The 14,673-nt window shown below is 30.3% G+C and carries 11 protein-coding genes and 1 pseudogene; 7 read left to right on the top strand and 5 right to left on the bottom strand.

The features are described 5' to 3' along the window. Positions 1-17: 17 nt before the first annotated feature. Together ACW0JX_RS28855 and ACW0JX_RS28850 are read right to left on the bottom strand one after the other, a co-directional pair. Complete coding sequence (locus ACW0JX_RS28855) at positions 18-2,000, bottom strand: FtsX-like permease family protein (RefSeq protein ID WP_168410673.1); 1,983 nt, start codon at positions 1,998-2,000, stop codon at positions 18-20. After that, on the bottom strand, positions 1,990-2,757 hold the full coding sequence (locus tag ACW0JX_RS28850) for an ABC transporter ATP-binding protein (protein ID WP_089172258.1): 768 nt from the start codon (positions 2,755-2,757) through the stop codon (positions 1,990-1,992). Before ACW0JX_RS28850 ends, ACW0JX_RS28855 begins: the two co-directional genes overlap by 11 nt. Before the next feature lie 1,106 nt (positions 2,758-3,863). On the opposite strand from ACW0JX_RS28850, the gene ACW0JX_RS28845 reads away from it, so the two are divergent. From ACW0JX_RS28845 to pssA, 3 genes are all read left to right on the top strand, one after another. Then, the gene (locus tag ACW0JX_RS28845; RefSeq protein ID WP_168410674.1) at positions 3,864-4,568 is read left to right on the top strand and encodes a CsxC family protein; all 705 of its coding nucleotides are present in this window, start codon (positions 3,864-3,866) and stop codon (positions 4,566-4,568) included. A 139-nt stretch (positions 4,569-4,707) separates the two neighbouring features. Then, positions 4,708-5,553 carry a DUF7852 domain-containing protein gene (locus tag ACW0JX_RS28840; protein ID WP_377859415.1) on the top strand — a complete coding sequence of 282 codons (846 nt, stop codon included), beginning with the start codon at positions 4,708-4,710 and terminating at the stop codon, positions 5,551-5,553. Positions 5,554-6,360: 807 nt separating this feature from the next. Beyond that, on the top strand, positions 6,361-6,852 hold the full coding sequence (gene pssA, locus ACW0JX_RS28835) for a CDP-diacylglycerol--serine O-phosphatidyltransferase (RefSeq protein ID WP_459245886.1): 492 nt from the start codon (positions 6,361-6,363) through the stop codon (positions 6,850-6,852). A 211-nt stretch (positions 6,853-7,063) separates the two neighbouring features. Here pssA and ACW0JX_RS28830 read toward each other — a convergent pair whose 3' ends face one another. The 3 genes from ACW0JX_RS28830 to ACW0JX_RS28820 all read right to left on the bottom strand — a co-directional run bounded on the left by ACW0JX_RS28830 (position 7,064) and on the right by ACW0JX_RS28820 (position 10,170). Beyond that, complete coding sequence (locus tag ACW0JX_RS28830) at positions 7,064-7,420, bottom strand: hypothetical protein (RefSeq protein ID WP_459245973.1); 357 nt, start codon at positions 7,418-7,420, stop codon at positions 7,064-7,066. Between the two features lie 17 nt (positions 7,421-7,437). Next, complete coding sequence (locus ACW0JX_RS28825; protein ID WP_226607194.1) at positions 7,438-8,904, bottom strand: MBL fold metallo-hydrolase; 1,467 nt, start codon at positions 8,902-8,904, stop codon at positions 7,438-7,440. A 66-nt stretch (positions 8,905-8,970) separates the two neighbouring features. Further along, a complete protein-coding gene (locus tag ACW0JX_RS28820; RefSeq protein ID WP_226607189.1) occupies positions 8,971-10,170 on the bottom strand; it encodes an FAD/NAD(P)-binding oxidoreductase in 1,200 nt (399 codons plus the stop codon). Positions 10,171-11,735: 1,565 nt separating this feature from the next. On the opposite strand from ACW0JX_RS28820, the gene ACW0JX_RS28815 reads away from it, so the two are divergent. The 4 genes and pseudogenes from ACW0JX_RS28815 to ACW0JX_RS28800 all read left to right on the top strand — a co-directional run. Next, entirely contained in the window at positions 11,736-11,969 is a 234-nt protein-coding gene (locus ACW0JX_RS28815; RefSeq protein ID WP_226607186.1) for a CGEA protein, read from the top strand. 224 nt (positions 11,970-12,193) lie between these two features. Continuing rightward, positions 12,194-12,439 carry a CGEA protein gene (locus tag ACW0JX_RS28810; RefSeq protein ID WP_226607184.1) on the top strand — a complete coding sequence of 82 codons (246 nt, stop codon included), beginning with the start codon at positions 12,194-12,196 and terminating at the stop codon, positions 12,437-12,439. 31 nt (positions 12,440-12,470) lie between these two features. Then, positions 12,471-13,448, top strand: a complete 978-nt coding sequence (locus ACW0JX_RS28805; RefSeq protein WP_459245885.1) for a CgeB family protein — start codon at positions 12,471-12,473, stop codon at positions 13,446-13,448. A gap of 544 nt (positions 13,449-13,992) precedes the next feature. Further along, positions 13,993-14,379, top strand: a pseudogene (locus ACW0JX_RS28800) (restriction endonuclease); the annotation flags it as partial. Between the last annotated feature and the right edge of the window lie 294 nt (positions 14,380-14,673).

Raw genomic sequence — 14,673 nt, 5'->3', positions numbered from 1 at the left:
TAATGAGCATTATAAAATCAAGTATTACTTTTTACAATATTTTTATACCCGACATATGTCGTGTAGAAATATCCTACATAAACTACAAGGAATACTAAGCCAGTCATCAATGCTGGTAAAGTAATGTCTGTTTGTTGAAATGCGTTAATAAAATTATTGATTACATAAATTCCAACTACAGAATGAAATAGGGCAAGAATAACTGGAAGACTAAAGTATACGAAAGTTTGAATGAAAATCGTTTTGTCAATCATTTTTCCGTTTGAACCAATTCTCTTCAAAGATTTATATCGATCTATGCTATCACTGGCTTCTGATAATTGTTGAAGAGCTAATACAGCCATACTCGTTATTAAAAATACAATACCTATATATATTCCAATAAACAGTACGATAGTTTTCATTCCCTTACTTTCTGCACAAACTTCATCCTTAGATTTGCCTGCTATACGATTAATATTTAATTTCGGGCCATTTTCGTCATAAAAGCCCCGTGCAACGTTATCATATTTTTTATTATATTCTTCTCTATTTCCATCTAAATAATTTACATTAAGTACGGACTCAGTAATTTTGTAGCCTGATAAAAACTCATCATTTATAATGATTGTGAAGTAATTAGTTGGCACATTATATGTGTAAAGATTCTCTTGTATAACTTTAGCGTTTTTTACCGAATATTCTTTCTCTTTAATATTCACCTTATTGCTATTTTTTAATCTTTCATTTGTCGAATTAATCAACAGGCTTTCATTTGATAAAAGTAAAATTTCATTGTTATTTAAAGTGATTTCCTTTTCACCTTTAAGATTTAAAATTTTATTATAATCAGATACTTTAATGAAATCTATACTGTTTTTATAATCTTTAAGTTCTGGTACAAAGTCCACCACTTCCATCCCTGTTCGATATACATTATAAGATACATATTTTTCGTTATTACTTATTTTAAAATTAGCTTTATTTAATACGTCTTCTATAGTATAACTTTCATCCTTATTCTCCAACGTAATACTGGCATCAAATGGTGTTATTTCTTTCGTTGTTACGTCCATCATTCTGTTAAAGCTGATTCCTGTAGATAAAGCCACCATTGTAAGGAATAACATAAAACAGATTACAGACATGGATATAAAATTTGTATTAACCTTACTATTTATTTGTTTGATGATAAATATATTTAACCCTTTAAAATAAATCTTTTTATTCTTCTTTACAACATATAATATAAATCCAGATAAACTAAAGAAAAACAGCAATGTACCTAATATGCCAAGAAGGATTGATACCATGAGCATAGGATTATTATAATCCAATCCGATTTTTAGTACAGTCACATATGCATATCCAAGTAATGCTACACACATAATAAATGTGATTACATAGATAAGAGGATTTCTAAATTTTACATCTTCGTTTTTTCTACCTGCTGTTAACATATCAATTATTTTGTATTTAGAAACAACATATACATTAAATAACATAACAAGCAAAAACATAATTCCAAAGTATAATACGGTTTTACCTATAGCACCTGTTGAAATTGCAAATTTATATTTATTAATGGGCAAGTCAAATAACTTTAATGCAAATGTAGATAATCCCTGTGATACTCCAATACCTATTATAAGCCCACTCACTAAAGATATAATACCAACTAGAAATGTCTCTGTTACTAATATTCTGGATATATTTCTTCTTCCCATACCTAAAGTCATGTATATTCCTAGTTCTTTTTTACGTTTTTTGATTAAGAAATTATTTGCATACAATATTAAACCACCTAATATTACAGATACAAATACTGACACATCTGAGATAGCGTTCATTATTACAGGTACATACTTTCTATCTGAAGCGTTAATTTCCATAAATGCCTTTTGTGATTCTATGGAGTTAAAGCTATAAAATATACAAACAGCCAGTGTTAGTGTTAAGAAATATATGGCATAATCTTTAAGACTTTTCTTTACATTCCCAATAGCAATCTTAGAGTACATTATTATCGTCACCTCCAAGAAGGGTTATAACTTCGATAATTTTAGTGAAGAATTCTTTTCTGGAATCATTTCCTCTTACCAACTCGATAAATATTTTGCCATCATTAATAAAAAGAATTCTACGAGCATAGCTTGCTGTAAATGCATCATGAGTAACCATAAGTATTGTAGCTTTTAAATCTTTATTTAGGCTTTCAAATCTTTCGAGTAATAATCTAGCTGATTTAGAATCTAACGATCCTGTTGGCTCATCTGCAAGTATTAAAGATGGATCTGTTACGATAGCTCTTGCCGAAGCAACCCTTTGTTTTTGTCCGCCTGATATTTGATAAGGGTATTTGCTTAATACTTGTTCAATATCTAAATATTTTGCAACGGCTTGTATTTTGCCATCAATTTTTGAACTTTCCTCACCTTTTATAGTTAAAGCTAGGGCAATATTTTCATAAGCAGTAAGAGTATCTAATAAATTAAAGTCCTGAAATACAAACCCTAATTCATTTTTTCTAAACTTGTCTAGTGACTTTGATTTTAACCGAGTAATGTCACTATTATTGATTATTATTTTTCCCGTCGTAACATTATCAATCGTTGATATACAGTTAAGTAATGTAGTTTTGCCACTTCCTGATGGCCCCATTATCCCAACAAATTCTCCCTCATCTACCTTAAAACTAATATTATCTATAGCCTTTGTTACATTATCTTTATTACCATAATATTTTTCAATTTTTTCTACACTTAATATATTTCGCATTAATACTTCTCCTTTTTCATTATAAAAATTCTTTAACTCCCCTTCATTTTATATAATTTCATTAATAGTATCGGTGGAATTACATTTCATTAACATTACATTTTTGTTATATTGAGTGATATCTCTACATGTAAGTTATCAGAACTCGCGGTGGTATACGTAAGGTTTATTCGATGCCTTACCAAATGGACGGATAAGTTTTGGTGCAAAAATGATAAGACTTAAGTAATTAGTGGAAATAAACAAACTAGTTACGGCGTAACAACATCTCAATTTAAAAGATATGGATTTATATTCATTTCACAAAAAGATTTTGAAAACAGAAAAGGATTTGACCTTTAAGGCCAAATCCTTTTTATTATTTCGCAGCAAGTTTTTCTTTCACTTTTGTAGGAAGCTCATCCTGCTTCACTTCTTCCAAATTGGATTTAATATTAATTACGGTACATGAAATTACCAATAATGAAAAACCCCTAAAATAGGAGCACATTACATTTTCTCGTTCTGTGAGATTAGTCTAATGATAAAATAAATTTTGTTTTTATCTGCACATTAGGTACGTGAAATTTTATTATTGAATAAGAGAAACTTGAATAGCTAGTATTCCCCCCAATCTACTCTGCATGGTTTCATTATCCATTAAGCCTTTAATAATTTACGTGTCTTATCTATTTAATTAAGTCTGTTTTTTCAAGCGACATATCAGAGATATTTTATATCTATTTCGTATGTGTGTTAGCAAGTTCGTTTGCAAACTTGTTAGCACATTTTTTATATTTCTTCTATTATATTTCCCTTCACAAACATATCATACTTTCCCGCTAACTCTTCCAGTTTCTTTTCTTTGTATTTGGTATGTATGAAGAAATGAAGTACTATTATTTTTCTATGTTTTTTTATTCTAAAAATACCTTTTCGTTTCATGAGGCTTCATTTTATACATCATATTAATAGGAGAAAACATACATGCTACCATTTGAATCCATATTCAAAAAACAGAATGATAAAAAAGACTACCATAAAAACCCACTCATTACTATAAAAAATACATAATATAATTGCGAACGTATAAAATTCAGATTTATTTTAAGGGGGAAAATTATCAAATGTCAAATGAACCGTGTCCAATTATTGCTCCGTGTCCAGTTGTCAGTCAAACACAAACACCTTTATCTAATGCACCAGCAGAACCTATTGTTACAGTAAATCCTATAATAAAAGTTCCAGTAGTTTTAGCGGAGAGAACACTTCAAATTGTTGTAGAAGCAGATGTTCCATTAGATCCACCAGCATCTGAAATTAAACGTGTTTTAAAAAATGTATTTTTAACACAAGGTAAATTAGTTCCTGTAGCATTTACTCCAGTAGACGGTACGCCTTATCGTCGTGTTACAAGAGCAAAATTATTTGTATCAGGTTATATTCGTAAAAATATTGAATATGCATCTGGTGAATGTAATGCAGCTTTATATGATCGTATTGCTAATGTTCCTTTTTCTGGATTTGCAGATTTAACAGAAGGTGATTTTTTCACTTTACCTTTAATTGCAGCTTCTTCAGATACAGCCTCTCATTTTATTAATCCTAAGGATGGCGATTTACCTCGTTTGGATAAATATTTCTTCGAAAATCATGTAGTTTATAATGAGCAACCTACTGTTGAGATAATCAGTGCTAATTTTTATGAATTAGATTTTTCTCCATGCCCAACAACGTTAGAGGCAACATTTGATGCTTTACGTGAAAAGATTGTGTTAGATCTTACACTAAAAGTATTACAAGTACAACAAGTACGAGCTGGTATTGTTTAATAAATAGAAAAAGACATTATCTTCTTTATAGAAGATAATGTCTTTTCTGTTTTGATAAAACATACATAATATTAACAATGAGTGTATATAACTGATATGGATTTATTTATAAATTCATCGGATGGGATGTGTTTTACTGATGAATAAGCCATGGTCTGGTAATAATATGGGGCATAAAATTTATAAGATTAATAATTTAAATGAGCAATTAATTTCAAAGAAAAAACAGAAAAAAGAAACAGAAAAAGAGAAAGAGAAAGTATTTTCTGAAACGAGGCAAAGTAATAGAGTGAATTCTATGGTGGTAAAAACACCTTTTTCTGTTGTGTCAGAAGTAACAAATTTTTTGACAAATCCTATTTTGAGTGAAAGAAGGCAAGAAGTATTTCAATTTGAAAATAACAATATTAATAATGAATTTCGTGAATTAGAGACACAATTAATAACTACCTCAAATTATTATTATGAAGAGCCGTATTGTAAAATGGTTTCTTCTAAGGTTTTTGAAAATAGAATTCTTCTCGAATTGGATATAAAGAAAAATACGAGTGATATTCCAAGAATAAATAAAGTAGAATCATCGTGGGTTCCTATACACAATTTCATAGTAAAGAAAAAAGAAATAGAATATGAGAACTATATAACAGGTGAATTACCAATTGAATTGGGTAGATATAAAACAGAAATTAGCTTACAAGAAGTGATAGATTTTAAGAAGAGGATTATAGGTTTTCAAAACATTTCACAAGATGTTATTTTAACTGAAAGTAAATTATTGTTACTAAAAAGAACAGAGAGAGCAAATTCGAATTCAAAAGAAATTGTAATAGACAAAGGTACCTTATTTGTGAAGGGACATATTCTTCAAACAATTGAATGTCTTATAGATAATAAACAATCTGGTGATAATTTTTATTGTTTAATGCAGAATATAGAGTTAGAAATAGTTATTAAAATTTTACAAAATCAAGAACTGTCAAATTGATTAAGGACGGCTCTTGTTTTTTCACTTCACAAACACATAAGCTTCATTTGCTGTTACATAGTATAGAGTCCATAATCCTTTTACTGATAATCCAAGATCACGAAGGATTTTAGCTAATAACTCAAATTATTTATCATAGCTACGTTCGAATTTCTCGCAATTTCTAGTTTCACATAATTCTGCATAAACAAATTGTTTATTTGCTTCTGAACCTGCACCATATGCAATGTATATGAGAATTGTAAACTTGTCTTGGGTATGGGATAAGAAAAGAATTGATGATGCAAAATTACATATTTCATTTTTATATATTTATTTATAATAGAATGGAACTGATCAACATTTTCGTTAAAGATGGTCTATCAACCCCTAACTACCTAATGAACTCAAGTAAACGCATCTTAAGTCATTTTAAGAGGTACAAAAGGCATCTATTTGGGTGCGTTTGTATAAAATTTGAACTGATTTTTTATATTCGCTACCAACCACGAACCTTTTTAGAACAATAGTATCATTATGTCACCTTTTTAGAAATTATTTTTAATTACTTTTAAGTTTTTCCACCAGAACTGGAAAATCCCTGACTACTCGAAACATCAACTATCAGGTACTAATATTCAATAATGCGTACTGGAAATGATTAAACATTTTTATAAACCAGCGGAACGTTTAAGAAATCGATTTTTTTCTTATCAAAATTTAATTAGCTTACAGTAATACAGTGGTCATATATTTTTAAGAATAACGGAAGAATATATAGAAATTGCTACAGAAATGTGAAGTTTAATTAATTTAGGAGGAACAAACTTGTTTAATCAGTTTGTAAAAGTTATACCAAATTTATTTACGATTGGAAATTTATTGTGCGGTGTTATCTCAATCACCTTGAATATGAGTGAATATTTGGGAGTAGCCTCCATTTTCATTTGCTTTTCAGCTATTTTAGATTTTCTTGATGGAAGAATTGCGAGAAAATTAAAAGTGAACAGTGAGTTTGGCATAGAATTGGATTCCTTAGCTGATATTGTTAGTTTCGGTGTCGCCCCTGCCCTTTTATTTCATACGATAGCAACACCTTCTATTTTAACTTCTTTGGCATTTATCCTTTTCCCAACAATGGGTGCTTTAAGATTAGCTAAATATAGTATTAAACCAACTATTGGATATTTTAAAGTATTACCTATTCCAGTTGCAGGATTATCATTGGCTGGTATGGGATTGTTTTCATATGGCAATGCATGGATTACTTTAATTCTCGTCCTCTTAATGGTAAGTCCCATTAGGTTTAAAAATTTTTAATCGAAGTTACGCCCAACACCATTAAGGAGCATTTCAAATGGATTTAACGCGTCAATATGTATAAAAAAGCGGGACAATAATATTAAAATTGGTGCCACTCGTAAAAATTAAAACCTTGTATTTATGGTATTGGGTTAATCCATCGATATGTTGTTCTAAAACGTCAATACACTTTTAACAGGAGCTCCCTTTATCAAGAGAGCTCCTATTCTTATTTTTTCTTCTTTTCTGTTGGTTGACTTTGTTTAGCAAAATTAGATGAATCATCAAAATTCGGTTGCTTTTTACCAGCATTATTACTTCTACCTTTTCCCATATGTAATGCACCTCCCCTCCCCCTTACTATTCCCAATAAAAAAATTCTCTTGCATCCAAGAGAATTTTTGATTGGTTTCTTATTGATAATACCTAAGTACTTCCAACACTGCCATTCGATAAAAGATGGATCCAATGTCAAATTCTTTAATACTGAAACAAGCATTATATTTTCATATTTAACTGGATAATCAATTAATAATCCTAATGTATTTCCGGAAACTGCAACAATTATGATTTCCTTGTCTAACACCTCATCTATAACTTCTTTTAATTATTCTTACCTAATATAATATTTTCCTGCGCATTGAGATTGCATGTTGTATAAGGAAGCCCTTCTTTTTTCCATGTAAGAAATCCCCCCTTTAAATTCACTACTTCCTTTATACCAGCTCTTTGTAAAATACTAGCTGCTATAGCGGAACGTAATCCGGTTCGACATTGCAAAACTATTGGACAATCTTTCGGTATATAATCTATCTGTTCAAATAGATTACCTAAAGTTATATGTATTGCATCATGAAGGTGTCCTTCCTCCCACTCTTTTTTACTACGCACATCGATAACCTTAACGCTTCCACTTTTTATATGCGGATATAATTCAATCGATGTTTTTTCTTTGTAACTTTCAATTCTATCAAGTCTTTGTATTACTTTTAAGGGTGCAAAAGCAACAATATTATCTAGTCCAATAGATTCAAAGTCCTTAATGACTTCCTCCACCTTAACCTTTTCTTCATCTAGAATTATTAAAGCCTCTGTTTTATAGTCTAGTAACCATCCACACCAAGTTGTGAAAGAATTGTTATACGGTATGTTAATTGATTTCTCAATGTGACCCGAAGCAAAACTCTCTACATCCCTTATATCAACTATTTGCTGAACACTCCTCATAACTTCTTGAAGTTCTTCTACTGTATTAATAGCAGTAATCTTTCTCTTCTTACGAATTGGAGGACCATACTTATTTAAATTCTTCATTAATGAAAAATACTTTGGAGGCTCTGGCTGTCCCGTTAATAAAGTCGATATAAAATCACCTTCTTCATTACACTGAAATGCCCAATTAAACATCTTTTCATAACCTAATGTAGAAGTTGGAATTGCTCCTAATGCTTTTCCACATACGCTTCCCGCACCATGCGATGGCCATATTTGCAAATAATCAGGGAGTATTTTTACTTTTTGTATAGAATCAAATAATTGTTTCGCTCCTATTTGTGCAGTATCTTTCATACCAACAGCTGTTTCTAATAAATCAGGTCTTCCTATATCTCCTACAAATATAAAGTCACCTGTGAAAATCCCTATCGGTTTATCATTCGTAAAATTATTTTGACTTGTATCAGTTACTAAAAAAGAAATACTCTCAGGCGTATGCCCTGGGGTGTGAATTACATTAAATTTTATATGGCCTACTTTAAACTCCGTGCCCTCTCTAACCAATTTGTATCGACCTTCGTTGAGATATTGATATTTCCAATCACAATCTCCTTCATCAGATACATATAAATTTGCATGATAAAGATTAGAAAGTTCTCTAGATCCAGAAAGAAAATCTGCATGAATGTGGGTCTCAGCCGCAGCTATTACTTCCATCCCCTCTTTCTTAGCAAACTCTATATATTGTTCTATATAGCGCCCTGGATCAATTACAATTGCTACACCTTCCTTCTGACACCCGACTAAATAGGAAGCATGCGCTAATTTTTCATCATAAAAATATTTTAAAAGCATAGCTATTCCCTCCAAATATTTATTTCAAATTGCTTTTCAATTTTTATAACCACTTTTTATCTTTTCCTATAGGATCCCTTTCAACATTAAATTCCAATACATATAGGGCAACATATATCTTTTAAGTAAAAACATACTATACCGTTCTTTCGCTTGATTAAATGGAAACGTTTCTTGGGGCTCATGTTCATAGTTAAATTCAGCGAGTATAAGACTTTTATATCCTGTAACAATCGGACAGGATGTATATCCATCATATTTAGCATGCAAGTCTCTTCCGTTAAGTACGTCCATAATATTTTGTTTTAAGACAGGTATTTGTTTTCGAATTGCCGCTCCAGTTTTAGAGGTGGGTAAATTGGTACAATCTCCAAGTCCGAAAATATTCTTATACTGTACATGCTGCAAAGTATAAGGGTTTATATCTACCCACCCCTGAGAATCACTTATCTCACTCTCTTTAATAAAATTAGGTGGCCCCATTGGTGGAACAACATGGATCATACTGTATGGTACAGTTTCTCTTTTCAGTGTTTGCGTATCTTCAAAAATTGCTTCTCTTTTTTCAGCGATAATCTCTACTAAGTTTTTATTATAGTTCGTTATAATTTGCTTTCTTTCTAGTACTTGTTCTAAAGTATTTGCATATCGAGGAACCTGAAAGATGTTACTGTTTGCAGAATAAAACATTACTTCACTTCTGTTTCTTACACCAATTTTACAAAAATACTCTTCAGCTAAATACATAATTTTTTGTGGAGCGCCACCGCATTTAATAGGAGTATTAGGATGGGTGAAAATCGCATTTCCTCCTTTAAAATCTTCGATTTCTCTCCAAGTAGAATCAACATATTTATAAGAATAATTGCTACAAACCCCATTAGTCCCAATAGACTCTTTTAAACCTTTAATACCTTCCCAATTTATTTGTATACCGGCTGCTACAATAAGAATTTCATACTTAAGCAGCAGTCCATCATCTAAAAGTATCTTATTTTCTTCCGGAAATAACTTAACAACACTTTTCGGAATCCACGTTGCGCCTTTAGGAATAAGTGATTCTTGATCACGCACCGTAATTTCCTTTGAAACAATTCCACCGCCCACTAAACTCCATAGTGGTTGAAAGTAATGTTTTTTTGATGGATCAATAATCGCTATACTTTCTTTCAATAGGGATACATTTCGTAATAAATGTGCAGTAGAAGATAGTCCTGCAGTCCCAGCACCAATTACAATAATTTTATAACTATCTCTGGTCTTCATTATCCTCTTCCAATCTAAAATTGATTTTGAAATTAACTAATTAATAACCGTATTTCCATCGTAGTAACATTATTATAAGTTAAAAACACCGTTACTTTATCTGATTTAAATGAAAATTTTGTTAATTTTACGATCAATATTACTATATGCGTAAGTCCACTTTGTTACTTCCATATTATATTTTAAATACTCAAACTATATATTTTTCAATAATAGTCTTTACCTTTTCTTACTTTAATTACAGTTTCTCTCTGTTCTCAAAGCTATCTTTATCTTCTTTTTCAAAGAATACTTTGTAACCTGTAATTCGAATTTAGGATTTCAAATAGTTCGTCCAAAATATAGGACTTCATATAATTAGATAAGGGAAATGTAATTTAAATATGGGAAGATTTTGATATCACACTAGGTATTGGTGTTAAACCTAAAAAATTATTTATTAGCTTGAAATTACCAAGGATTCGTATTCCATTAAGTAAAATTATTGAGGTAACCAAGGATAATACGTAAGTTGGTTTTGAAAGAAGCTGATTATGTATTAAATACACCAAAAAATATTTTGGTGTATTTAATTAAGTTCATTTCTAATAAAAATCTCATATTATCCACTCCCTCCTTGTATGAAATACATAGAGGAAACCCCCACATTATTACTATTATCATTTACAATTTAATAGCCTGGGGCAAATCAATAATTCTGCGTAGAAGTAAAGAAAAAGCATCCTCATTTAATTGGGGGTGCTCCTTTTTTACTTCTTATGAACAATTATCTTCTTTTTTATTGGAAAGGTCCCATAGCTAAAAACTACAGTAATAATCCACTTCACTTTCACTATTAAACTCCATTTTTAAGGAAGGGTACTACTATTGAAAAAATAAACAAATCTTTTAATTTTGTATGGGAACATGTATATATTGTTTGGATCGGCAAATGTATTCAGCTTGAAAATTAGTCCTTTTGAGCTATCACTTTTTTAAAGGGCACATATGTATATGTATTCATTTATTTAATTTTGTTTACACACTTAAGAGAAACAAGCATATAATATTATATACTAATCCAAAAACCATATAGTCTACTTTCTAAGAGCACTGATCTGTGTTCTTTTTTTCAATTTTTTGCTTCATTTTCAAAAATTTATTACCCTTAACAAATCCTATTAAAAATTCTTACATATGAATTTGATTTTTAAAACTTTCTAGTTGCTCGAGATATCCATTAATACTATCGAAAACTTAAGTCTTGTATTTCATTCTATTCAAATACCATTCAGCACACCCCCCTATACCCGTGCTTTCTCACTTAACAATTTCGAATCATATTATTTGGACCTTAGAATAGCTATTTACCAAATCATACAATATCTCATTAATAAACCTTCTGACCATAATATATTTTTTAACCCTGTGTATTGTAGGGTTGAATAGTTTTCAAATTGATTATGAAAGGATAAAGCCCAGAGGTGACTTCTATTAGTCCAAACACTTCACATTACTATCACATACACTATAGAATGTTTGAACTTTATTATTTCAATCAAAATTTAATGTTAGGAGGATTTAATGTGGCAGATTGTACAGGTTTAGCTTGTTTTCTATTCTCTTCGTGGCCAACAGGAACAATTGTTACAGTTACTACTCGATCAGGTCAAATTATTGGACCTGCTACTTTTTCATTATTCTTTCCGAATATATGTGCAGTAGTGTTGGTAGAAGAAGATGTGATAACCCCCACTTCTACTAATACTATATTCATAAGTTGTGAAGATATAGAAAGTGTTACGTTAACCACCCCTTAAGATGATTCATATTGTTCTCACTTAATCCATATTTAAGACATTCTAATGAATGTCTTTTTTTATGAAAATCTAATCAGTATACCCTAAAATGTATCATTCTGTTGCACCTATTCTTTTAATATGTTGCTTTCGTTTAAATTTTTTCTCTTCGAAAGGTTACTTGTCTACACGTTATTCTACAGACTTTCATATGATATAGTATATTGTTTAAAGGAGGGATAAATTTGTTCTTATGTAATTTATTTGGTTGTTCAGGTGGAGTATGTAGTATTTTTAAAAATTTACAATCGGGCGAAGTCGTTACTGTAACTGGTAAATCTGGGAATATTATTGGACCTGCTATTTTTACAAATTTCAATCCTAATACTTGTATCGTCACATTAGAAGAGGAAAATTCAGTTACACCTCCTACTACAAGTATTACTAAGATTAGTTGTAAAGAAATAGAAAGTATTACGTTTATCTCATAATATATTTTAAACCTAAAGCAGGGGTTGAAATATGAAACTCTTATACATTACTTCTGGTTACTCAAAAATCTATCAATATCTAGATCAAAGCATACAAAGAACTCTTATCGATCAAAATTCCGAATGGTTAGCAGTACAGCCAAATGAATTAATACAGCAATTGAATTTCATTACAACAACGTTTCATCCCGATATTGTATTCACCTTATTAGGTAATCATCTACCACAAAAAGCAATTCAATATTTTAAAAAAAGGAACATTAAATTAGCTGTTTGGTTAACTGAGGATCCATTTTATATAGATACTTCTCTTCTTCTATTAAATAACTTCGATTTTATATTTACTATTGATAGCGAAGCACTTAAATATTACACAGCTTTAGGATATACCAATGTATATCACTTACCATTAGCAACTAATATAGAACTATTTAAACCAAATCAAAAAAATTCAAAATATAAAAGTGAAGTATTGTTGATTGGATATCCTTATCCTAACCGAGTAAAATTGATACAGTTTCTCTTGGAAAAAACGCCTTATCACTATACTATTATTGGTCAACACTGGAGAAATAAGTTATTAAAAAAATGGAAGAATCACCGAAGAATTAAGATTATAGAAGGATGGATTCCACCTCAAGAAGTTGCACTCTATTATAATAATGCTAGTCTTATTTTAAATCCTCATCGTAGTCATCTATTTCCACAGAATAAAAATAAAAATAAAGTGAAAAATAATACCATTAATAATCGCGCTTTTGATATTGCCGCTTGCCAAGGCTTTCAAATTATTGAAGAAAAACCTGACCTTTCATCCTTCTTCAATAAAGATGAAATTGTATCCTATAACAGTTTTGAAGACTGCTTAAACAAATTATCTTTTTATTTAAATGATGCAATTTCGAAAAGATTAATGGTCGAAAAAATTCATGCAAGAGTTATTAGCCAGCATACTTTTTATGAGAGGATCCATTTTATAACGACTACTATACAATCACACATTCATTAATTTATTAAATTAATAATATTTTTTCTTCAATACTCATTCTTAATAAATTAAAATGTTTTTTCAATTTTATGAAGAAGCATTTTAATTTGTCTTTTCCCTATAGAAATCTACCACAATTTCCCTGAAGATACAATTGCACTTTCAATGAGATGAAGAATAAACATCGTTTGGACCAATTTAACAAGTTTGCTACTACATTTTTAGTATTAAGGATTTTTTTATTAACATTTCGTATCAGTGTATACTAGTTAATTTTAGCTATTATTGAAGGTGAAATATCAGCGATATTTTCTTTTGTATAGATATTAGCCGATTCGTTTACAAACTTTTTAACACTTTTGTATATTTATTCTATTATATCCATCTTCACAAACGTATTGTAATTAGGTACTAACCCTTTAAGTTTCTTTTTTGTATTTAGTAGCCGTAAAAAATGAATCACTGGCATATCACCGTAATATTTCTGCTTATATATTTTGAGGATATTTGGTATGAAGAGATAGAATAGTGTTCCGCTGGTTATACTCATACTGAGGTGAATTGTATGATTTGGGCTATCATTTCATTAGTCATCGTTTTTGGATTAGGAATAATACTTAAAGCACCCGAGGTCCCTGAAGAAGAGATTCGCATGAAATACTTAAGAGAACCATAGAATCGTGAATATCCAGAAAGAACTGACCCGCGAAACTTTGAATATTTAATCGCTGACTTGTTTAATTCTCGAGGATATCGAGCGCAAGTTACACCAGGTTCTAATGATGGAGGAAAAGACATTATTCTTTTGAAAGATGATGAAGTGAAATTTGTTGAAGTAAAAAGATATACAAAAGAATCTATTGGACGACCATACATTCAAAAGCTACATAGTGCCATCATCGATGGAGAAGCTACAGGAGGATACTTTGTTACGTTAAGTCATTTCAATAAATACTCCACTTATCCCCTAATCCACTGTATTTTCATCAAGTAATTCAAAATTGAATGTCCTATATATTTCCCTCTAGACACTTGAATAAAACTTAATATGTCGTTAATACTGTAGACAAGGCTTTTAATAAATCTGCCTTAAATTCTTCCCACTCTAACTCTCTTGGTCGAGAGCCGAGCAGTTAGCTTTTGTTGGCTGCTCTTTTATGTTTCATCGTCACATTATGATGAAATAGTCATATATTATCTTGAATTTAAAAAACCTAATTCACTTTTCAATATCTCATTTCTTCCT

The sequence above is a fragment of the Bacillus sp. C-3-6 genome (assembly GCF_054509685.1).
This window is presented reverse-complemented; position numbering and strand designations above follow the sequence as displayed.

Excerpts from the sequence above, each read along its gene's own strand:
- ACW0JX_RS28845 (WP_168410674.1), top strand. The coding sequence starts at position 3,864 with ATGTCAAATGAACCGTGTCCAATTATTGCTCCGTGTCCAGTTGTCAGT.
- ACW0JX_RS28820 (WP_226607189.1), bottom strand. The coding sequence starts at position 10,170 with ATGAAGACCAGAGATAGTTATAAAATTATTGTAATTGGTGCTGGGACT.
- ACW0JX_RS28805 (WP_459245885.1), top strand. The coding sequence starts at position 12,471 with ATGAAACTCTTATACATTACTTCTGGTTACTCAAAAATCTATCAATAT.
- ACW0JX_RS28840 (WP_377859415.1), top strand. The coding sequence starts at position 4,708 with ATGAATAAGCCATGGTCTGGTAATAATATGGGGCATAAAATTTATAAG.
- ACW0JX_RS28855 (WP_168410673.1), bottom strand. The coding sequence starts at position 2,000 with ATGTACTCTAAGATTGCTATTGGGAATGTAAAGAAAAGTCTTAAAGAT.
- ACW0JX_RS28850 (WP_089172258.1), bottom strand. The coding sequence starts at position 2,757 with ATGCGAAATATATTAAGTGTAGAAAAAATTGAAAAATATTATGGTAAT.
- ACW0JX_RS28825 (WP_226607194.1), bottom strand. The coding sequence starts at position 8,904 with ATGCTTTTAAAATATTTTTATGATGAAAAATTAGCGCATGCTTCCTAT.